The 19,531-nt window shown below is 40.8% G+C and carries 24 protein-coding genes; 16 read left to right on the top strand and 8 right to left on the bottom strand.

Features of this window, described 5'->3' with window-relative positions; genetic code table 11:
* On the bottom strand, window positions 1-878 hold an 878-nt coding region (locus tag PHN32_07945; GenBank protein ID MDD3777520.1), incomplete at its 3' end, for a cation diffusion facilitator family transporter.
* Window positions 879-981: 103 nt separating this feature from the next.
* Window positions 982-1,383: a hypothetical protein gene (locus PHN32_07940; protein ID MDD3777519.1), complete on the bottom strand. Its 402-nt coding sequence runs from the start codon at window positions 1,381-1,383 to the stop codon at window positions 982-984.
* A 224-nt stretch (window positions 1,384-1,607) separates the two neighbouring features.
* On the opposite strand from PHN32_07940, the gene PHN32_07935 reads away from it, so the two are divergent.
* Window positions 1,608-3,137 (top strand): DUF1846 domain-containing protein, encoded by a 1,530-nt coding sequence (locus tag PHN32_07935; protein MDD3777518.1) that lies wholly within the window; start codon window positions 1,608-1,610, stop codon window positions 3,135-3,137.
* Window positions 3,138-3,160: 23 nt separating this feature from the next.
* Here the strand turns inward: PHN32_07935 and PHN32_07930 are convergent, their stop codons facing one another.
* Window positions 3,161-3,433: a hypothetical protein gene (locus PHN32_07930; GenBank protein ID MDD3777517.1), complete on the bottom strand. Its 273-nt coding sequence runs from the start codon at window positions 3,431-3,433 to the stop codon at window positions 3,161-3,163.
* A gap of 137 nt (window positions 3,434-3,570) precedes the next feature.
* Here PHN32_07930 and PHN32_07925 point away from each other — a divergent pair, with 137 nt between their 5' ends.
* The gene (locus PHN32_07925; GenBank protein ID MDD3777516.1) at window positions 3,571-4,281 is read left to right on the top strand and encodes a TIGR00730 family Rossman fold protein; all 711 of its coding nucleotides are present in this window, start codon (window positions 3,571-3,573) and stop codon (window positions 4,279-4,281) included.
* A 44-nt stretch (window positions 4,282-4,325) separates the two neighbouring features.
* Here PHN32_07925 and PHN32_07920 read toward each other — a convergent pair whose 3' ends face one another.
* The 4 genes from PHN32_07920 to PHN32_07905 form a co-directional block, all read right to left on the bottom strand.
* Window positions 4,326-5,990 carry a glutamine--tRNA ligase/YqeY domain fusion protein gene (locus tag PHN32_07920; GenBank protein MDD3777515.1) on the bottom strand — a complete coding sequence of 555 codons (1,665 nt, stop codon included), beginning with the start codon at window positions 5,988-5,990 and terminating at the stop codon, window positions 4,326-4,328.
* Window positions 5,991-6,075: 85 nt separating this feature from the next.
* Entirely contained in the window at window positions 6,076-7,053 is a 978-nt protein-coding gene (locus tag PHN32_07915; GenBank protein MDD3777514.1) for a hypothetical protein, read from the bottom strand.
* Between the two features lie 88 nt (window positions 7,054-7,141).
* Window positions 7,142-8,020, bottom strand: a complete 879-nt coding sequence (locus PHN32_07910) for an HDOD domain-containing protein (GenBank protein ID MDD3777513.1) — start codon at window positions 8,018-8,020, stop codon at window positions 7,142-7,144.
* A 25-nt stretch (window positions 8,021-8,045) separates the two neighbouring features.
* Window positions 8,046-8,417 (bottom strand): response regulator, encoded by a 372-nt coding sequence (locus tag PHN32_07905; GenBank protein MDD3777512.1) that lies wholly within the window; start codon window positions 8,415-8,417, stop codon window positions 8,046-8,048.
* Between the two features lie 125 nt (window positions 8,418-8,542).
* On the opposite strand from PHN32_07905, the gene PHN32_07900 reads away from it, so the two are divergent.
* Window positions 8,543-9,661: an HD-GYP domain-containing protein gene (locus PHN32_07900; protein ID MDD3777511.1), complete on the top strand. Its 1,119-nt coding sequence runs from the start codon at window positions 8,543-8,545 to the stop codon at window positions 9,659-9,661.
* Window positions 9,662-9,663: 2 nt separating this feature from the next.
* The gene (locus PHN32_07895; protein ID MDD3777510.1) at window positions 9,664-10,164 is read left to right on the top strand and encodes a hypothetical protein; all 501 of its coding nucleotides are present in this window, start codon (window positions 9,664-9,666) and stop codon (window positions 10,162-10,164) included.
* Here PHN32_07895 and PHN32_07890 read toward each other — a convergent pair.
* On the bottom strand, window positions 10,161-10,571 hold the full coding sequence (locus tag PHN32_07890) for a polymer-forming cytoskeletal protein (GenBank protein MDD3777509.1): 411 nt from the start codon (window positions 10,569-10,571) through the stop codon (window positions 10,161-10,163). The two genes, PHN32_07895 and PHN32_07890, sit on opposite strands and share 4 nt — an antisense overlap.
* Before the next feature lie 147 nt (window positions 10,572-10,718).
* Here PHN32_07890 and PHN32_07885 point away from each other — a divergent pair, with 147 nt between their 5' ends.
* The 12 genes from PHN32_07885 to PHN32_07830 all read left to right on the top strand — a co-directional run.
* Window positions 10,719-11,012 carry a hypothetical protein gene (locus tag PHN32_07885; GenBank protein MDD3777508.1) on the top strand — a complete coding sequence of 98 codons (294 nt, stop codon included), beginning with the start codon at window positions 10,719-10,721 and terminating at the stop codon, window positions 11,010-11,012.
* Window positions 11,013-11,031: 19 nt separating this feature from the next.
* Complete coding sequence (locus PHN32_07880) at window positions 11,032-11,871, top strand: hypothetical protein (protein ID MDD3777507.1); 840 nt, start codon at window positions 11,032-11,034, stop codon at window positions 11,869-11,871.
* A gap of 215 nt (window positions 11,872-12,086) precedes the next feature.
* Window positions 12,087-12,761: a sigma-70 family RNA polymerase sigma factor gene (locus tag PHN32_07875; GenBank protein ID MDD3777506.1), complete on the top strand. Its 675-nt coding sequence runs from the start codon at window positions 12,087-12,089 to the stop codon at window positions 12,759-12,761.
* Between the two features lie 158 nt (window positions 12,762-12,919).
* On the top strand, window positions 12,920-13,654 hold the full coding sequence (locus PHN32_07870; GenBank protein MDD3777505.1) for a flagellar hook-basal body protein: 735 nt from the start codon (window positions 12,920-12,922) through the stop codon (window positions 13,652-13,654).
* A gap of 14 nt (window positions 13,655-13,668) precedes the next feature.
* On the top strand, window positions 13,669-14,412 hold the full coding sequence (flgG, locus tag PHN32_07865; GenBank protein ID MDD3777504.1) for a flagellar basal-body rod protein FlgG: 744 nt from the start codon (window positions 13,669-13,671) through the stop codon (window positions 14,410-14,412).
* A 6-nt stretch (window positions 14,413-14,418) separates the two neighbouring features.
* A complete protein-coding gene (locus PHN32_07860; protein ID MDD3777503.1) occupies window positions 14,419-14,769 on the top strand; it encodes a hypothetical protein in 351 nt (116 codons plus the stop codon).
* The gene (gene flgN / locus PHN32_07855; GenBank protein ID MDD3777502.1) at window positions 14,726-15,157 is read left to right on the top strand and encodes a flagellar export chaperone FlgN; all 432 of its coding nucleotides are present in this window, start codon (window positions 14,726-14,728) and stop codon (window positions 15,155-15,157) included. Before PHN32_07860 ends, flgN begins: the two co-directional genes overlap by 44 nt.
* Window positions 15,158-15,159: 2 nt before the next feature.
* The gene (flgK, locus tag PHN32_07850; protein ID MDD3777501.1) at window positions 15,160-16,563 is read left to right on the top strand and encodes a flagellar hook-associated protein FlgK; all 1,404 of its coding nucleotides are present in this window, start codon (window positions 15,160-15,162) and stop codon (window positions 16,561-16,563) included.
* A gap of 5 nt (window positions 16,564-16,568) precedes the next feature.
* Window positions 16,569-17,480 (top strand): flagellar hook-associated protein FlgL, encoded by a 912-nt coding sequence (gene flgL / locus PHN32_07845; GenBank protein ID MDD3777500.1) that lies wholly within the window; start codon window positions 16,569-16,571, stop codon window positions 17,478-17,480.
* 40 nt (window positions 17,481-17,520) lie between these two features.
* On the top strand, window positions 17,521-17,997 hold the full coding sequence (locus PHN32_07840; GenBank protein MDD3777499.1) for a flagellar assembly protein FliW: 477 nt from the start codon (window positions 17,521-17,523) through the stop codon (window positions 17,995-17,997).
* Window positions 17,998-18,005: 8 nt separating this feature from the next.
* Complete coding sequence (csrA, locus tag PHN32_07835; GenBank protein ID MDD3777498.1) at window positions 18,006-18,227, top strand: carbon storage regulator CsrA; 222 nt, start codon at window positions 18,006-18,008, stop codon at window positions 18,225-18,227.
* Between the two features lie 207 nt (window positions 18,228-18,434).
* Window positions 18,435-19,531, top strand: a 1,097-nt coding sequence (locus PHN32_07830) for a flagellin (GenBank protein MDD3777497.1), incomplete at its 3' end; no start/stop codon positions are given.

Here is a 19,531-nt window from a genome sequence, read left to right as displayed (position 1 = left end):
TTATCCCTTAAGCTGCAGGTTTCACTCTTTCGCTCAATCTCCAAAGTTACGTGCTCCAGCCCCAGGGGTTTTAATATGTCTTTTATACGGTTTTTAATCTCTGACAACTGATCTATATTTACTACATCTTCTACTACTATATGAGTGGTTAAGACGTGGCTTAAGCTGTCTATGGACCAGATATGGGTATGGTGAACATCTATGACCTGGTCTATCTGCATTATTTTTGAGTCTATCTCCTCAATATTAATTCCTTCAGGCACCGCTTGCATAAACACCAAAGTGGTTTTCCTTAAATTTTTTACTACATTGTAAAGGATATATACAGCAATAGCTGCAGACAATATGGGATCCAGCACTGGAATATCTTTAAACAACATAACTATACTTATTATCAGCACAGCTACCCAGCCCAGGACGTCTTCCAAAAGGTGGAAGAATATGATTCGCTCATTTAAGGTTTTACCTTTTTTTACCTTTAGTACCGCCAGGCCGTTTACCACTATTCCTCCCAGGGCGAAATAAATCATACCCTGGGCATGTATGGGCTGGGGATTAAATATGCGTATGGCTGCCTGGTATAATATAAACAGGGATCCCGCAGATAGAATTACAGCATTTATTAGGGCCGCCAGTAAAGAAAACCTCTTATATCCATAACTGTACCTGGCGTCATTTTTTTTCTGGGAATATCTTTCCAGAATCCAGGAAAGGCCTAAAGACAGGCTGTCGCCTAAATCATGCAGGGCATCAGAAGCTATAGCCAGGCTGTTGGTCCACAGGCCTCCGATTATTTCCACTATGGTAAAACCCAGATTTAAAAAAAAGGCCACCTTTATATTGCTGGCTGCTTTATCTTGATGTTGATGCTGATGCATGTTAATACCTAAATTATAGTTTTAAGGTGATATTAACAGAAAATTTAATATTAGAAAATCGAAGTTTTTACCAATGGGATTTAAAAAAATATTTAATGAATTATTATATAAATAACCGGGCTCCCCACCAGGGGACAAGTACCAGGATTGCCAGGTTGATAATTAATCCTACCGTAAGATAAGGGTGCCAGAAAAATATAATGAGCAAGGTAGACAAGGATGCTGCCGCTATGGTTGCAGCCAAAAAAATAGGCATGGGAAAGCTGCCAGTAAACACGGCAAAAGCTGAAACCAAGAAACCTGCCAGGGCAGCAAGTGAAAAAGTGACCGCTATGATTCTTTTGGTTTTAAGCGACAGGTTAAGTTTGTTCAATATTTTAGTCTTAGAAAAGCCGGTATAAAAATTAGCTATCCCTTTACCGGGCGTATCCCGGGAGGGGATAATCATGACAGCATGGACCAGGCCATGAAGAATAAAAAATATCCCTATTATGATGTTAAGCAAAGTAGTTGGTATAAATTATAATAATCCAATTGTAACATCTGATATTCTTTATGTTAATAGCAATGTTCATTCAGCAGTAATCAGGACCAGGCCCCGTGTTACTGCTGAATATGGCGTAAATAGCCTTAGCAGGTTGGCATATTGCTGCTTGCAAATAAAACCGGTTTTGTTTAATGTTTAATATGGTTTAAACCATTAAAATTAAATGATAGGGACGGTGTAAATTGAGCAAGGGCGAGGGGTTTGACAACAGCAGGTATTTAAAGGAACAGACCAAAGCCATACTGGACCGGGTAAAAAAATTTGACAATAAACTTTACCTTGAATTTGGTGGAAAACTCTGCCACGATTTTCATGCTGCCAGGGTTCTTCCTGGTTATGATCCCAATGTTAAAATGAGGCTGCTGCAATCCCTTAAGGATAAAATAAATATAATATTGTGCATTTATGCCCAGGATATAGAAACGGGCAGGGTAAGGGGTGACTTTGGCATTACCTATGATGCGGCTACTTTCAAGCTTATAGATGAGTTAAGGAAATGGGGATTGGATATTCTGGCAGTAGTTATTACCCGTTTTGACGGTCAATCTGCCGCCGCTATGTTTAAGAACAAATTAGAGGCCAGGAAAGTAAAGGCTTATTTCCATTATAGTATAGAAGGATACCCTACCGATATTGATAATATTTGCAGCGACCAGGGTTTTGGCAAAAATGATTATATCCAAACTGATAAGCCCATAGTGGTAGTAACCGCTCCCGGCCCCAACAGCGGCAAGCTATCAACCTGCCTGTCTCAGATGTACCATGACCATTTGCGGGGTATTAATGCCGGCTATGCCAAGTTTGAAACTTTCCCTATTTGGGATTTACCTTTAAAGCACCCGGTTAATGTGGCCTATGAAGCGGCTACTGCTGATATACAGGATTTTAACCTGGTGGATCCTTTCCATTTAAACCGTTACCAGAAAGTAGCCATAAACTACAATAGGGATGTGGAAAGTTTCCCGATACTGCAGCTTATTATTAAAAGGATTGTAGATGCAAAGAAGGCAAACCTCCCCCTTTACAATTCTCCTACCGATATGGGTGTAAACCAGGCCAGTACTGGAATTGTGGATGACCAAATAGTGCAAAAGGCAGCCAAGCAGGAGCTTATACGCCGTTATTTCAGGTATAACAGTGAAGTTATCCTGGGCATCGAACGAAAGGAAACGGTGGACAGGGTAAAGCTGTTAATGGAAGAGCTGGGGGTAAAAATAACGGATAGGAAAGTGGTGGTAGTAGCCAGGCAAAGTGCTGAAGAAGCAGAAGCCAAGGGCAAAGGCCATGGAGGTATCTATGTAGGAGCTGCCATAGAGTTGACTGATGGCAGTATCATTACCGGAAAAAATTCCAAACTGATGCATGCTGCTTCCAGCGTGGTGCTAAATGCCATTAAAGTCCTGGCCCATATCCCCGATGAAATATACCTGCTTTCCCCCCAGGTTATTGGCCAGATAGCCAAGCTAAAAAAAGGTACTTTCAGGTCTGATTCTGAAAGCTTGGATCTGCAGGAAACTTTAATTGCCTTATCCATCAGCTCTACTACCAACCATACTGCTGAGCTGGCCATGGATAAGCTTGCCTGTTTAAGAAATTGTGAAATGCACATGACCCACATACCTACGCCTGGTGATGACGTTGGGTTAAAAAGATTGGGAGTTAACCTGACCACTGATGGCAGATTTTCTTCCCATAACCTGTTTGTGGATTGACAATTGGCGACAATGGCTGAAAATCATCTGTGCCTGGAGTAACGGCTCCCTCCATAGGAGGACAGGTCAAGGATTACCCCCAGCCCTATAAGCAGCCATTCCATTCCTGCCACCCCGGGGCTCATATGCCAGGCCAGCAGGTAAAATATCATGGTAAAGGGGGCAAACAAGGCAAACAGCAGGGGCCAGAACCAGTGATGGAATGCATAGGCAAATAACAGTGGATTAATTAGCCACCAAACCAGCAGGGCTATACGGGGGCCTATAAGTATTGCCGCAGAAATGACACAGCACATTTTTTATAAATAGAGGATAATTACAAAATATTATAATATATAAGGTAATGCTTTTCGTTTAAAAATTCAAGAAGCCGATTACTGCAGTGATAAACGGAAAGTTATTGCTAATAGGTTAAAGGAGAATGAAATCTAATATGAAAAAAAAATATATACCTGAACATTCGGACAAAAAGCTTTTACAGCCGCCCAGCAGCAAAGACGACTTGTTTATAGATTCTGATCCCTGGAGAGTGTTGCGCATACAGGGGGAATTTGTGGAAGGTTTTGATGCGCTGGCCGGCATAGGGCCTTGTATTTCTGTTTTTGGTTCTGCCCGTACCCAGCCTGATAATGAATATTACCAGGCTGCAGTAGAAACAGGAACCTTACTGGCCCAGAAGGGACTGGGGGTAATAACAGGGGGTGGCCCCGGCATTATGGAGGCCGCTAATAAAGGGGCTTTTGAGGCCGGGGGCCAATCAATTGGAGCCAATATTGAACTTCCTTATGAGCAGGAAGCAAACCCCTACCAGACTATTTCCATGGAATTCAGGTATTTCTTTGTGCGGAAGATGATGTTTGTTAAATATTCCATAGGTTATATTATTTTCCCTGGGGGATATGGTACCCTGGATGAATTATTTGAAGCCCTTACCCTGGCCCAGACCGGTAAGATAGAACACTTTCCCATTGCACTTTTCGGAAACCAGTATTGGAGCCGGATCGATAGCTGGATCAATGAGTGCCTGCTGGAACAGTACTGCACCATAAGCCCGGAAGATAAGGAATTATACAAGGTAGTGGACAGCCCCAAAGAAGCAGTTGGCCATATCTTAAAAGTACTTAAAAAGAATAATTATTTATAAATGTGTAAAAAAATAGCATATACCGGGTTCTGTTTTTAGTAAAACTACTGGCCTTTCCTTATTTTAGCCCATTGATCCTTTAGGCTAACCGTCCGGTTCAGCACCAGTTTATCCAGGCTGCTATCCTGATCCACATAAAAGTAGCCTATTCTTTCCAGCTGGTATACCTGGCCAGGCTTAGCCTGTTTAAGGGAAGGCTCTAGCTTGGCGCTGCTAAGAACCTGTAAAGAGTCGTGGTTGAAGTTGCTGATAAAATCATCACTCTGCGCTATTTCCTGGGGGTCTTCCCTGGTAAACAGCTTACCGTAAAGCCTTATCTGGCCCTCTATGGCATGGGAGGCAGAAACCCAGTGTATGGTAGCTTTTACCTTTCTGCCGTCAGGAGCATCCCCGCCCTTGGTAGCAGGATCATAGGTGCAATGTATCTCAGTTATGGTTCCCTCTTTATCCTTGGTTACTCCTACACAAGTTACAAAGTAGGCGTACCTTAACCTGATCTCCCTGCCGGGAGCCAGCCGGTAGAATTTTTTGGGGGGATCTTCCATAAAATCTTCCCTTTCAATATAAAGGACCCTGGAAAAAGGAATTTGCCTGGTTCCCGCTTTGGGATCTTCAGGATTATTAATGGCAGTTAAGAGCTCCTCCTTGCCGGAGGGGTAGTTATCTATAATCACCTTAACTGGATTTAATACCCCCATTACCCGGGGAGCGGTTTGGTTAAGCTCATCTCTTACAAAATGTTCCAGGTATTCTATTTCTATGGTGCTTTCCGATTTGGCCACCCCGATGGCATCACAAAAGTTACGGATAGCCCCGGGGCTGTAACCCCTTCTGCGCATACCGCTGAGGGTAGGCATACGGGGATCATCCCAACCGCTAACCAATTTTTGCTCCACTAAAGCTTTTAGCATTCTTTTACTCATTATGGTATAGGTAATATTGAGCCGGGCAAACTCTATCTGCTGGGGATGGTGGATGCCTAATTGGTCTATAAACCAGTCATAAAGGGGGCGGTGGTCTTCAAATTCCAGGGTACAGATGGAATGAGTAATTTTTTCTATGGAGTCTGACTGGCCATGGGCCCAATCATAAGTAGGGTATATGCACCACTGGTTTTGGGTCCGGAGATGGGGCCGAATTAGTATCCTGTACATTATGGGGTCTCTTAAATTCAGGTTGGGGGAAGACATATCAATCTTTGCCCTCAAAACCCTGGACCCATCAGGGAATTTACCCTGCCTCATCTGTTCAAACAGCTCTAAATTTTCCTCTATGCTGCGGTTGCGGTAAGGACTTTCCCGGCCGGCCTGGGTTAAAGTTCCCCGGTACTGCCTTATCTGTTCAGCGTTAAGGTCGCACACATAGGCTTTGCCCTTTTTTATTAACCTAACTGCATATTCATAAAGCTGGGAAAAATAATCGGAGGCATAGTATTCACGGTCTTCCCAGTCAAAGCCCAGCCAACTTATGTCTTTTTTTATTGATTGTATATATTCTTCCTCTTCCTTGGTAGGGTTGGTGTCATCAAACCTTAAATTGCATTTCCCCCCAAATTCCCGGGCCAGCCCAAAATTAAGGCAAATGGCCTTGGCATGGCCTATATGTAGGTAACCGTTGGGTTCAGGCGGAAAACGTGTTTGTACCTGGCCTATTTTCCCCTTTTTTAAATCTTCCCTTATTATTTCCCTTATGAAATCAGTTTTATCCACAATCTTTCCGTAAGCTGTTTTATAAAAAGTGAACTTTATTGTAAGTAATTGAACCCTGGTTGTCAAAATTTGCTTTAAGGCAGGTTTAATTGAGGCTAAAGGAAAGCAGCCCTTCCTGGCAGGCGCAAAAGGCATAACCATTATAGATTTTGATATCATTGGTCTTACCGGTATCTTCTGCATGGTCCCGCCTTGGATTTTGGGGATCACTGATATCAATAACCACCAGCCCCTGCTTGTAATCAGCCACCCAGGCCTTATCTTGGCTGTAAGCTACTGCTACCGCTAGATCCATGCCATCATAATTTCCCAAAATCCGGGGATGGGACAAATCAGATATATCCAGCAGCAGAAGCCCCGCCCTGTAATCTGCTATAAATGCCATTTGCCCTGTTTCATCCAGGGCAATGTCTTCTACGGTGCCCGGGGTTTTGGTTACGGAAAGCAATTGGGGCCTGTGAGGGTCAGAAATATCTGCTATGATTAGACCTGACCGGTCATCAGCTATGAAAGCAAATTGGTCTTTTAGGGTAATTGAAGTAATGGCCCCGTCAGCTGGAGGGCTGAGGGTATGCGCCGGTTTAGGCTTAAGTGGATCTTCAATATCCACAAATTCTAGCCCCTCCATGCCGGTAGCCATCATGACCATATCCGGTAACAGGACCAGGCTGCTGGCATAAGCGTTACTGCTCCCCGGCTGGTAGCTGCCCGCCAGCGATGGTTTATCCTGCTGCCTGATATCAATTATTTGTAAACCGTAATAACCGCTGGCCACCAGGGCATAATTGTCCCTTATGGCAATATCCATGGGATCACCGGTAAGGGCCAGTTCCGATATCAGTCGGGGATTATCCGGCTGGCTTATATCAAATATCTGGAATCCCTTAAGGGAGTGGCCCACATAGGCAATATCCTGGCTAAAGCTAAGGCAGTAGGCTTCATCGGGGGGAAGGGGAGCGGCAGGGGAAGCGGTTGGTTCAGTATCAGTACCCCTGCAGCCCCAGGCCAAAAAGGTCAGCATTATTGCCAGCAGAAAAATTAGCTTGCATAAAAGCTTGGTCATGTTTTTTGGGCCGGGTTGGTTTAACTAATTTTTCTTCTATTATAGTCCTCTAATAGGGGTTTTAAAATAGGGCACCTTAGGTTTGCCTTTAAAGATTTTCCTGCTGAGCGAATAATTCCAACAGGTAATTGCTTTTTTCCAGCTGATAGTCAATTTGCTCAATTACATCTTTGACATTAAGGCCGGCAGCCTCCAATCCTGAACCAGAAAAATTAAGGGTAGGGGTAGGGCTATCTTTATCTTGCCGGCTGTTAACCAGCATATTAGCTTGGTAAATAATAGAGCTGAATTTTTGCTGTGAAGAGTTATTATGATGATGCTGTTTTATGGCTTCTACCAGGTCCGGAGGAAAGTTCCAGCTGGCAGCTATAATGCCCCCAATTTCTGCATGGTCAATTCCTAAAATTCTTTTTTCTAAAATTTGATAGGGCTGTTTTTCCTGCTGGGTTTTTTGGCATATGGAAGAATAAGCCTGGTGAAAATTTTGCTCTAAGAAAATTTTGCCGATATCATGCAACAACCCTGCTAAAAAAGGGCTGGATTTGAAATTCTGCTTTAATGCTTTTGCCAGTGTCTCAGCAGTATGGGCTGTGTAGATGCTGTGCTTTAAGAATTTTGCTTTGCTGAACACAGGAGATAAATCTTGGGGGAACAGCCTGATTACCGACATCATAAATATTATATTTTTTATCTCCCTTAGCCCCAGTATTACTATAGCCCTTTCTAAGTTTCCTACATTCTGGCTTAAGCCATAAAATGCTGAATTTGCCACTTTCAAAATTTGAGCAGCCAGAGAGGGGTCTTTGCTTATAATATCTGCTATTTCCGTTATAGGAGTTTCTTCATTATCAATATAGCCCATGATCTTCATGGCTATATTGGGAAGCAGGGGGAGTTTCTCTATATTGCTTACCTGCTTTTGTATTTGCTTGGCTAGACTATGATTTTGTTCTGGATCCTGTTTCAATTATTTAGGTTTAAGGAAAATAATATTAAAAGTATTTGCTTAACTTTATTTTAAGCTGGGCTGGAGTGAAGGGGTATGACAAATAATCATGAGCTCCTTGCTGTAAAGCTTCTTCCATCTTGCCGGTGTTTACCTGGCAGGCAGTCATAATGATTACCGTCTGAAAATCATGGCCAGGGCCATTTATGTTTTTAATCATATCCATGATTTCCCCGGGGGATTGGCCCCAACCGGTTAGGATCAAATCCATATGATGGGATTGATATAATTTAAGTCCTTGGCTTCCATTACCAGCTTCCCATATATCAGCATCAAAGTACCCTGCTTCATATAGGGACTTTATAATATGGCTTCTAATTTTTTCAGAATGGTTAACCACCAATATGCTTAAACCCAATCTTAACTTCCCCTGACCAGAAATAATTATGCTCATAATAGTTATCGGTTACCAGGCCAAAAAAATTAAATATTTTCTATAAGGCAAATTAAACAAACTGCCGATACTTATAAAAAAGGATGATAATGGTTTACGTAAAATCATATATAAATAAGATGAACAGGGATCTGCTGGAAAACGGCAGTATTATACAGGCCACAGATACCCTGTTTAGGGGCTTAAGCTTAATTTTTAAACCTTTGCAGCAAATTATGGTAGATGCCATTAATACAGGTAATGGTGTTTCACCTAATCTGGTATTGGTAAAAGAAAGGGGGCAACAGGCAGAAGAGCATATCCATAATCCTTGGCTGACTAACAAAAATTTAAAACAACTAATAAGTAAATTAGATATAAGAGAAATATATTATTTAAATTCGGAAGAAAATAGAAAACTTTTTAACTACTTTGATGATAAAAAGGGTATTGATTCTCACAGCTTTGCTATTAAAGGCGGAATCACCAGGAGCGGTTACCATTTTCTAGTGGCAATGAAAATTGGCCAAGCTGTTAAGGGAAAATTCAGCAGCAGGGAAGCTAAAGATATAATCAATGCTTATGCAAACGTCCTTGATTACCATATCAGGTGTTTGGAATATGAAAGATCTAATCAACATCTGCAACAAAGTTATTCTAATATTTTAGAGTTACTGGTGTCTCTCCTGGAATTAAAGGATCCTTATACTTGCGGCCATTCAAGCAATGTAAAAAAAATTAGCCTGTGTATGGGCCGGGAGCTAGGCCTTAGCCCGGAGGCGCTTGAAGATTTAAAGACAGCAGCCATGCTCCATGATATTGGCAAGGTCGGTATCCCGGAGCAGATTTTAAATAAGCCTTCAGCATTAAATAAAAAAGAATTTGATAAAATAAAGCAGCACCCGGTAAAAGGCGCTTTACTGATAGCTAATATTCCCAAACTTAAAAAGTCTGCTACCTATATTCTGTACCATCATGAAAGGTGGGACGGCAGCGGTTACCCTATGGGGCTGGCCCAAAACCAAATACCCTTGCCATCCAGGATAATTTCTTTGGCAGATACTTATGATGCTATTACCAGCGACAGGCCTTACCGGGAGAAGATGAGTGTACGGCAAGCCTTCCATATCATATCCAGCCAATCTAGCCTGCAGTTTGACCCGGACATAGTTAAACTATTTTTTGATATATACAATCATAAAGCTGGCAACATAAACACAAAGGAATAACTATGAACTGGCTATGGACAACCATAACGGGGTTAGGAGCATTGGGACTGGGAGTAGCAGGTAGTATTTTGTTTAACCGTTTTAAGCAGCAAAAAAGACAAGATAAACAAAAATGGGAACTAAACCAGAAAGAAAGATTGCAGAAAAGCCAGTTGCTGATAAATGCTTTTTTTGAGCTAAAGGAAAATATTTCGTACCTGGAAAATATATCTGACTTGATAAAGGAGGGCCAAACCAATAATATTAGCCATCAATTAGAGAGGATAGAAGGAATTCATGCAATAAACCTAAGCAAGCTTCAAAATTTAACCAGGAAGGAATTTGAGTTAATAGATCAACTTCATTCCATCATTATTGCCGAACGAAAAATAGACTTTTACCTCATCCTGTATCACCAAGAAAAGATAAGCCTGCTTGAGTTTAGGGCTAATGTTGATAATTTTATCGATGAAGCCCTTAAAACCCGGCAAAAAATAATAGAATATTATGGGCAAATCTATTAATAATCACTTAATCTTTCTGCAGAGGCCAGGTCCAGGGCAAACAGCTTGGTTTCCTGGGGTAAATTTTCTCCATCTACGCTTCTACCGGTAAATATGCCCCCTTTTTCTATAATAAGATCTGCCTGCTTGTTTCTGATAATCCCCGCTACTTTTCCAGTAGAGGTTATGGTTATTTCATCATTAACATTAATATCTCCGGCCAAATCCCCTTCCACCACTATATTCGAAGCTTTGATATTGGCATCTACTTTACCCTGGGGCCCGATAACCAGTTTGTAATCTGATTCTATCTCACCTTTAAATTCTCCGTCTATACAGATGATGCCACTGGCTTTTAGCTTACCAGTAAAGGAGGTATCTATGGATAAATAGCTTCGAAAATTAGAAGTATTTTTATTAAATTCCATAGTTTATGCCTTTTTAATTTTAAAAACCATAAATTTAAACCGATAATAATAATAGAGGCCTATTCGTTATATCGGCCGTTTATGGAAAATATTAAAGGTCATATATAGTCCATAAGGATATGGACTGTTTTAAGCAAGGAAGTGTTAATGTCAGCCCAAAATGTTATCTGGTTAAATGAAGCTAAGGCATCAAAACTTATGGAGCAAGGCAAATATGGCAAAGCGGAAAAAATTCTGCTGCAGAATACTAAAAGCGGGTGTGCCAGTTTTAGGACCTACCAGCTATTATTCAGGATATATAGCCAGGATAATGATTATGGAAAAATTATCAGGATTCTGGATCAGGCCATAAAATGTTCCAAGGAGAAGGAAAAATTTTTCAGGGAGCTAAAGAGGGTTACTATATTGAATAGGCTTCTAGAGGACATAATGGCTGATTGATATAAATAAATTAACCAATTTGGACTTAAAACAAATAATAGAAAGAAATATTAATTCCAGGTATGGCAACTCACTGGAATTTAGCCTTCTTGCCCTGGACCAGTCTCATTTTGTCCTGATAACACCCTTTATTGACAATGAAAGCAATTTTATAGAACTTCAATTAGAGGTTAACCACGAGAATGCAATTACTATTACTGATTTTGGCCGGGGGGCAGTATTTTTAGACCAATTGAGGGATAAGGCGGTCCCTAAATCCTTTGGTTTAAAAGAGGCCTGGACCTGCCTTAGGAAATTGGCTTCCAATGCAATCAGTATTAATACCCCGGTGGAAAAAGTAGGTGAAAGTGTTGCCCGGATTATGGGGTTGCTGCAAAAGATATATAACCTAGGTACTGAGGTTGAAAAAGAGGATACTGAATTCGGGAATATATTTAGAACCCAAATTGAAAAAAATTATGCTGACTGCGGAAAAGCTATATTGTTCCAGCAACAGATTGAACTTCTGATAAGCAACCTTGGTAAAGGTTTTACCAGGGATTACCGGCTCCAGGGCAAATCTGGGCATCTCAAACAGTTTAAATATATGATTAGGGCTAAACCAATACGGCTGCTAAACCTAGTAATTTGCAGAGATTTTAAAGTGACAGAGAACGAAATAAAAATGTGCCATTCTGATTTTTTAGATATCAATAGGCGGCAGGGATCCTGCTGCCTAATCTTCAACGATCAGCCTTCACCCCAAACCTGGCTAAGTCTAAAAACCAGCGGAGTTTTAAACATGCTTGCGCAAAGCAGAATTAAATATTTTGCCTACTATCAAGATTACCAAAAATTAATGAATTATCTGGCAGGTTAGTTTTCCTTAAAACTTCTTTTTAAAGCCGTATATTGTATTAATAACAGTATTAATATATTAGTTATTTTATAAATTAATACATTCAATATTATATACTATAAAGCATTAATTCTTACAAAAATTATATATATAATTAAAAAATTATTTGACATAAATATAAATTATATTATAATCTTTAAACATCGTATGTTAACAAAATAGGTAGACTTTTCTATATGGACCAAAATATAGACTCTTTATGGGAATACTACAAAAACTTCAAGGATGAAAAAAGCAGAGGTAAATTAATAGAATACTACACCCCTTTCCTAAAAAGTGTAGTAAGTAAAATTTACAGCAAACTTCCTAATAATATCGATATTTCAGACTTGAAAAATTATGCCGCTTTGGGTTTGGTAGATGCTATTGAAAAATATAATCATAAAAGAGGCATTAAATTTGAAACTTATGCCAGTATTAGAATCAGGGGGGCCATAATTGATGAGATGAGGAAGGAAGACTGGCTGCCACGGTCGCTGAGGTCAAAAGCCAATCAACAAAAAAATACTGCACTTTTAGATCAGGAAACTACAAGCTATGCCATGATGTCCTTAGATGATCCTGATTTCCAGCAAAGCATGGCTCACAATAACAGAAACAGTAATATAGAGGATCCAGTAATGGTCTCCGCTACCCCTGATTTTGTAGATGATATTGAAAACAAAATCTGCATTACCAAATCCTTGATGAAATTGAGCCAGCAGCAGCGAAAAGTTATTTACTTATACTACTTTAAGGGAAATACATTCAAGGAGATAGGCCAGGTTATGGACATAACTGAATCCAGGGTGTCTCAAATACATAAGCAGTCTTTAGCCGCCCTAAAAAAACAGCTGGGAAAGTTCTTTTAGGCGGTCACCTGCCTGTCACTAATATCTTTGCTCAGTCTGTTTTACCCTTTTTGGGCCGGATAAAATTCTAATTTAATCTTTTAAGCTTTTTACTAAAACTTCCGATATATTAGTTATAAGCATATTTATTTTATTCAAAATTGATTAGAGGTCTATATTTGGCCACTTCAGGGATGAATGTGGATCAAAAGAGAATGGATATCTTATCTAATAACTTGGCCAATATAAATTCTACTGGTTTTAAAAAAAGGGATATAAATTTTATTGGCTATCGTGACATGTTGGTAAATACCCTTAATGAGGGGAAGTTTATAGGTACCCTGCCCCAGGGATTAATTATGGAGAATATATCAGTAGACTTAAATCAGGGTTCCTTGAAGTTTACCGAAAATCCTTTTGATTTTTCCATAGATGGGTCACATTTTTTTACTGTTCAGGACAATCAGGGAAACATTCTATTGACCAAGAATGGAAGCTTTGGCCTTGATTACCAGGATTTCCTGGTAAATTCGGATGGGTTCCGGGTAATGGGTGAAAATGGCGCTATCTCTATTACTAATCCAGAAGATTTTATAGTAGATGACCAGGGGGATATCAGGGTAGATGGAGCATTAATAGACCGTTTCCGTACCCAGTGGATTAGCAGCAGAGAACAGCTGGTGGTTACCAATAGCTCCTATTTTACCTTTAATCCTGAAGCAGAAGCAGAGGGTGTTGACCAGGGATTGCAGATAAAGCAGGGTTTTTTGGAAGGAAGCAATGTAAATGGTATCCAGGAAATGACCGACATGATTGCGGTAATGAGATCCTTTGAGATGAGCCAGAAAATTATAAAGATACAGGACGATACCTTGTCCAAAGCGGTAAACCAGGTAGGCAAAACTAATATTTAGTGGGGAGGAAATATATGAATAGCCTTTACATATCTTCACTGGGCATGATGAACCAGCAGATGAATGTAGACATAATTTCTAATAATCTAGCTAACATTAATACAGCAGGGTTTAAAAAAAGTGAAATTAATTTTAAGGATCTTTACTGGTATGGACCCCCAGGCCAGGAAGCCCTGGCCTCTTTTGTGGGTATAGGCTCTACAGTAGACGGTATCACCAAGATTCACACCCAAGGTATGTTTGCTGAATCCCAAAATCCTTTGGACTTGGCCATAGAAGGCGATGGTTTTTTTAGCGTGCTTCTTCCTGATGGTGCTACCGGTTATACCAGGGATGGATCTTTCCGCCTGGATGGGGAAGGCCATATAGTTACCTCCCAGGGTTACAGGCTGCAGCCACCCATCAATATAGATCAAAGTTATAGCCAGCTAATCATAGATAATGAAGGCAGGGTTTCCATTATGCCTATAGATTCGGAAGAAAACATTGAAATTGGAATGATCGAACTGACCCGTTTTGCCAATCCTGCCGGACTGGAAAATATTTCCGGCAATATCTATTTGGAAACGGAAAGCTCAGGGGTAGCCTTGGCCGGTGGTGCAGCAGGGAAGATAAGGCAGGGATATAAGGAAATGGCCAATGTTAATGTCATTGAAGAGATGGTAAACCTTATATCTGCCCAGAGGGCTTATGAGATAAATTCCAAGGCAGTAAGAACTACTGATGAGATGCTGCAGATCAGGAATAATTTGAGGTGATAGTATATGTCCATACAAGCCATAGGCCATAACCGCAATTTAGAAGTAAGGCCTGCCAGTGAAGATAAAATTAGGGAATATAGTAATCATATAGAAGGATATTTTTTAAAATTCCTTATAGATGAAATGTGGTCATCTGTAGAATCACTGGGCCAGGGATACGCTTTGGAAAGAGGTTTGTGGCAGGATATGTTAAATCAAGAGCTGGCCTTACAAATATCGGCAAATATAGATTTAAAAATAGGGGAATCCATATACCAGCAGCTTACTGCTGCTTATGGGAAGAACCTGCAGCCAGACCAGGAGGATACAAATGGCGAAGGAAAAAGTGGAGAAGCTCAGCAGCTGCCTGGATAAGGAAATAAAAATATATGAGGAAATATTGAAATTAGTAGCCGGGGAAAGGGATCTACTGATACAAAACCAAGAGGATGGCCTGGAGGCAGTATTAGCGGAGCTGCAGCAAAAGATAACTGCAATCCAGGAACAGGAGGAAATAAGGCTTGGTCTGGGAAAAGAAAGCAAAGATGCAGAAATTGGTAGAAAAAAGGACAGAATAAAACAACTGGTGCTTCAAATAAGCGAAATTAACAATAATAATGTTTTCCTTATTGACCAAGGCAGAAAAAGCATTAAGGCTTTTCTGGATTTGATGTTGGACCAGTATGAAATAAAAACTTATGTCCGTAATGGTAAATATGGCGATAATAGTAAAAAAAATATCCTGCTAGATAAAAGGTTGTAGTTATGAGTTCATCTTTTTTCGGATTTAATATTGGAGTAAGGGCACTGGCAGCCAGCCAAAGGGCTCTGGAGGTAGCTGGCCACAATATTGCCAATATAAATACTCCAGGGCACAGCAGGCAGGAAGCAGTGTTAAAAACCAGCCAGCCTGAAGGCTTGCCCCAGCTCAACGGCTCTATTGCTGCCGGTCAGCTGGGTTCCGGGGTGCAGGTAACTGAAATAAGGAGGCTGCACGATAATTATATTGAAAGACAGTTAAACGGGGAATTACAGAATCAGGGCAAATGGGAAACAAGTCTAAGCATATTTGAACAAATTGAAGCTATTTTTGCAGAACCTACTGACAATGGATTAAGAAGCATGATGGATACCTACTGGAACTCATGGAGAGATTTGGAGAACTCTCCTGAAAATTATTCTATACGAAAAAATTTAGTGGAGAACTCCAAGAGCCTATGTAACCTTATTCAAAGCATTTACCAGAAACTGCAAAGCGTAAGGAAGGATTTAAATACAGAAATATATGGCAAGGTAGAGTCCATAAATAATTATGCCCACCAAATACAGGAACTGAACAGCTTGATAAAAAAGGTCACCATAAACGGGGATAATGCCAATGACCTGCTGGATCAAAGGGATGTACTTATCCGTAATTTGAGCAGTATTGCTAATATAGAAATAAAGCAGTCCCCCTATAACCAGGTAGACCTGTTTATAGGCGGAACTGCAATGGTAAGGGGAGAAAGTTATTTCCCCCTGGAAGCAGAGTTAAGTGCTGAAACAGGCTTCTATAACTTAAAGTGGGAAGGAACTGACAGGTATTTAAGTTTGGGAAACGGGCAGCTTTATTCCATGATTAATTTCAGGGATTCCTATCTTCCTAATTTTATGGACAGCCTTGATGAATTGGCATCCACTATAATATCACAAACCAATGACCTGCATTCCGGCGGCTATGGTTTGGATGGGACCTCTACCGGGTATGATTTTTTTTCCGGCACCGGGGCCAGTGATATAGATGTAAATTCGCAGATCTATGACCATATTGAATTGATTGCAGCTGCTGCTGATCCGGAGCAGCCGGGAGATAATCAAATTGCCAGGCAGATCCTGGCTTTAAGGGAGCAGCCTTTACTGGACGGCAATACTACCAATACTGACAGCTATTATAATAATTTAATAGTCAGGATGGGAATTGAAGCTCAGCAGTGTAAAAGGGAGCAGGAAAATTCCAAGCTATTGATAGACAAGATTAACCTCAGAAGGGAAAGCGTATCAGGAATTTCCCTGGATGAAGAGCTGGTAAACATGGTGAAATTCCAGCATTCCTATAATGCGGCTGCCCGGATAATCAATACTATGGACCAGCTATTTGAAACTATTATCAATGACATGGGGGCCGGTTAACTATAATGAGAATAACCTATAACAGCTTGATTGATTCCATATCCACCAGCATGCAGTCTAATTTAACCAAACTGCAGAACCTCCAGGAGAGGCTTTCTTCCGGTAAGACTATCAGCAAGCCCTCTGATGATCCTGTAGCTTCCATAAATCTAAGTATATTTAAAACCAAAAAAAGCCAGTATGGTAAATATATGGATACTATAGACACGGCAAGCAGCTGGTTGGAAACTACTGAAAATGCGTTAAACCAGATTAATTCTACCATGATCGAATTAAGGGATATATGCATTCAAGGTGCTAATGAGTCTTTAACCCTGGAAGGAAGACATTCTCTGCTGTTAAAAGTGGAACAGCTGGAAGAAAAGATGCTAAATGATGCTAATCTGCAACACTTGGGAAATCATATTTTTTCTGGTCTGAAAACCAACCAGAGGCCTTTTATCAAAGACCTGGGTACGGGCCAGGTTCAATATCTGGGAGACCAGGGGGTAATGGTCCGGGAGATATCATTTGAATCCACAATGGATATTAATATTGATGGAGCCAGATTATTTAATATGGATAATGCAGTATCGGGTGATCCTAACCTGTTTGAGGTTATAGGAAGCCTAAAGCAGGCTTTGGGAAACGGGGATACTGAAAAACTATCTGATGAAGTACTGTTACAGTTAGACCGGGCAGAAACCAATATCATAAATATTTATTCAGAGATTGGCTCAAAGGTGAATCGCCTGGACCTTACCCGGGCCCAGCATGAAAATGCATTGCTGACGGTAGACAAGAGAATATCTACAACGGAGGATATAGACATAGCAGAGGTAATAATGGATTTAAAAAAAGCAGAGATGGTTTATATGACCTCCCTTAATGTTGCAGGGCGGATCTTCCCTCCGAGTCTGCTGGATTATTTAAAATAATAGAATAAAATGTTAAAATCCTAAAAAAGGTGAATTACCTATGAAAATAAATACTACTCGTTTTGGTGAAATTGAAGTACACCGGGATAAAGTAATTACATTGCTGGAGGGGGTTATCGGTTTTGAACAGCATAAAGAATTCATATTACTGGATTTTGCCCAGGATTCCCCTTTAAAATGGCTACAGTCCATAGATGACCCTTCCCTGGCTTTTGTAGTATGTGATCCATGGCATTTCTTTGAAGACTATAAGCCCAATATTACTAAAGAGCAAAAAAAAGGGTTGGAATCTGGGAAAAATGAAATTATATTTTTAACTATCGCTACCGTACCTGCGGATATTAGTAAGGTTAGCTTGAATTTACTAAGTCCTATTATAGTTAGCTTGGATAAGATGCTGGGAAAACAAATAATATTATTTGAGAGTGATTATGGCACTAAGCATTATATTTTTAAAACTTTAAAGATTAAACAGAAAAAATTTAGCGAATCTAAAACCAAAAGTAAATCAATTTGATTGGCGGAATGTTAGTACTTACCCGGAAGATAAATGAAAGCATAATAATTGCCGATAACATCGAAATAAGGATTCTGGAAGTTAAGGGTGAAAAAGTAAAGATTGGTGTTATTGCCCCCAAAGAATTGACAGTGCTTAGGGAAGAGCTTTACCGGGAAGTCTCTGAGCAGAACAAGCAGGCAGCAGCAGTGGATGAAAACGGGTTAAAACAATTATCCCAAAACCTATAATTTCTTTCTTCTTTTTTTAAATTTATTTAAGTCTTCATTAATTTTCTCCGATATAACTATTGAAAGGATAATTTTCTTGATTTAGGGGGGGGATTATATGTAACCAACATTTAAGTGGAAATAATGTCCTACCACTTAAAATATAAGGACAAAAGGCAAGGATGCCTGTATTTATAGTGAATTTTCAAGGAAGAAAGGAAGATTAAAATGTCACTTCGTATCAATCAAAACATAGGGGCTTTAATAGCCAACCGAAATCTAAGGGTAACCGATAGTGCCAGATCCAAGTCACTGGAAAGGCTGTCTTCCGGGTTGAGGATTAACCGGGCCAGTGATGATGCTGCAGGTCTGGGCATATCCGAAAAACTAAGGGCACAGATAAGAGGTTTAACCCAGGCCCAGAGAAATGCCCAGGACGGCATATCCCTGATTCAGACCGCAGAAGGTGCCTTGCAGGAGGTATCCAGTTTGCTCATCAGGATGAGGGAACTGGCAGTCCAGGCTGCAAACGGATCCATAACTGACAGCGACCGTACCAATATAGCCAATGAAACCAGCCAGCTGCTGGTAGAAATTGACCGTATTGCGGAAACCACTGAATTTAATACCAGCTCATTGCTGTCGGGAGTGGATGTAGATGCTGCTATCTCTATAGCCAGCGGAAGTCCGGAAGCAGTTACTGCTACTATTGATGACGTGGATTCCATGGTTAATGCTACTTATGAAGTAGTGCTATCCAGCATGACCACCGGCAGCTTTGATTGGGAGATAACAGATGGGACTACTGTTTTAGCTTCAGGCACTGATGCGGACACCGATGTGGTGGCTACGGTTAATGGGGTAGTATTTAATATAACTGCTGCTTCTGTATCTACCACAGAAGATACTACTGCTACGGTCATATCTACCGCAGCCCATATGGATGAACAGGAATTTACCTTCCATATCGGCGCCAATGCCAACCAGACCACCTCCATATCCATAGGGGCCATGGACACCGTGACCCTGGGCATAGACTCCATAGATATCTCTACCGTAGACGGAGCCAATACTGCTATCGGCTTAATTGATAATGCCATCAACGTGGTTTCCGGCCAGAGGTCCTCCCTGGGGGCAGTGCAGAACAGGCTGGAGCATACCATTAATAACTTGGAGGTAGCAGCAGAGAACCTGGCTGCTTCCGAGTCCCGTATCAGGGATGTGGATATGGCCAAGGAGATGACTGATTACACCCGTAACCAGATCATGCTGCAGGCAGGAGTGGCGATGCTGGCCCAGGCCAATATGTCGCCGCAGATGGTACT

This window comes from Actinomycetota bacterium (assembly GCA_028698215.1).
Taxonomy (GTDB): domain Bacteria; phylum Actinomycetota; class Humimicrobiia; order Humimicrobiales; family Humimicrobiaceae; genus Halolacustris.
This window is presented reverse-complemented; position numbering and strand designations above follow the sequence as displayed.

Excerpts from the sequence above, each read along its gene's own strand:
- PHN32_07930 (MDD3777517.1), bottom strand. The coding sequence starts at position 3,433 with ATGTGCTGTGTCATTTCTGCGGCAATACTTATAGGCCCCCGTATAGCC.
- PHN32_07925 (MDD3777516.1), top strand. The coding sequence starts at position 3,571 with ATGAAAAAAAAATATATACCTGAACATTCGGACAAAAAGCTTTTACAG.
- PHN32_07915 (MDD3777514.1), bottom strand. The coding sequence starts at position 7,053 with ATGACCAAGCTTTTATGCAAGCTAATTTTTCTGCTGGCAATAATGCTG.
- PHN32_07900 (MDD3777511.1), top strand. The coding sequence starts at position 8,543 with ATGGTTTACGTAAAATCATATATAAATAAGATGAACAGGGATCTGCTG.
- PHN32_07895 (MDD3777510.1), top strand. The coding sequence starts at position 9,664 with ATGAACTGGCTATGGACAACCATAACGGGGTTAGGAGCATTGGGACTG.
- PHN32_07890 (MDD3777509.1), bottom strand. The coding sequence starts at position 10,571 with ATGGAATTTAATAAAAATACTTCTAATTTTCGAAGCTATTTATCCATA.
- PHN32_07885 (MDD3777508.1), top strand. The coding sequence starts at position 10,719 with ATGTCAGCCCAAAATGTTATCTGGTTAAATGAAGCTAAGGCATCAAAA.
- PHN32_07875 (MDD3777506.1), top strand. The coding sequence starts at position 12,087 with ATGGACCAAAATATAGACTCTTTATGGGAATACTACAAAAACTTCAAG.
- flgG (MDD3777504.1), top strand. The coding sequence starts at position 13,669 with ATGAATAGCCTTTACATATCTTCACTGGGCATGATGAACCAGCAGATG.
- PHN32_07860 (MDD3777503.1), top strand. The coding sequence starts at position 14,419 with ATGTCCATACAAGCCATAGGCCATAACCGCAATTTAGAAGTAAGGCCT.
- flgN (MDD3777502.1), top strand. The coding sequence starts at position 14,726 with ATGGCGAAGGAAAAAGTGGAGAAGCTCAGCAGCTGCCTGGATAAGGAA.
- flgK (MDD3777501.1), top strand. The coding sequence starts at position 15,160 with ATGAGTTCATCTTTTTTCGGATTTAATATTGGAGTAAGGGCACTGGCA.
- flgL (MDD3777500.1), top strand. The coding sequence starts at position 16,569 with ATGAGAATAACCTATAACAGCTTGATTGATTCCATATCCACCAGCATG.
- PHN32_07840 (MDD3777499.1), top strand. The coding sequence starts at position 17,521 with ATGAAAATAAATACTACTCGTTTTGGTGAAATTGAAGTACACCGGGAT.
- csrA (MDD3777498.1), top strand. The coding sequence starts at position 18,006 with ATGTTAGTACTTACCCGGAAGATAAATGAAAGCATAATAATTGCCGAT.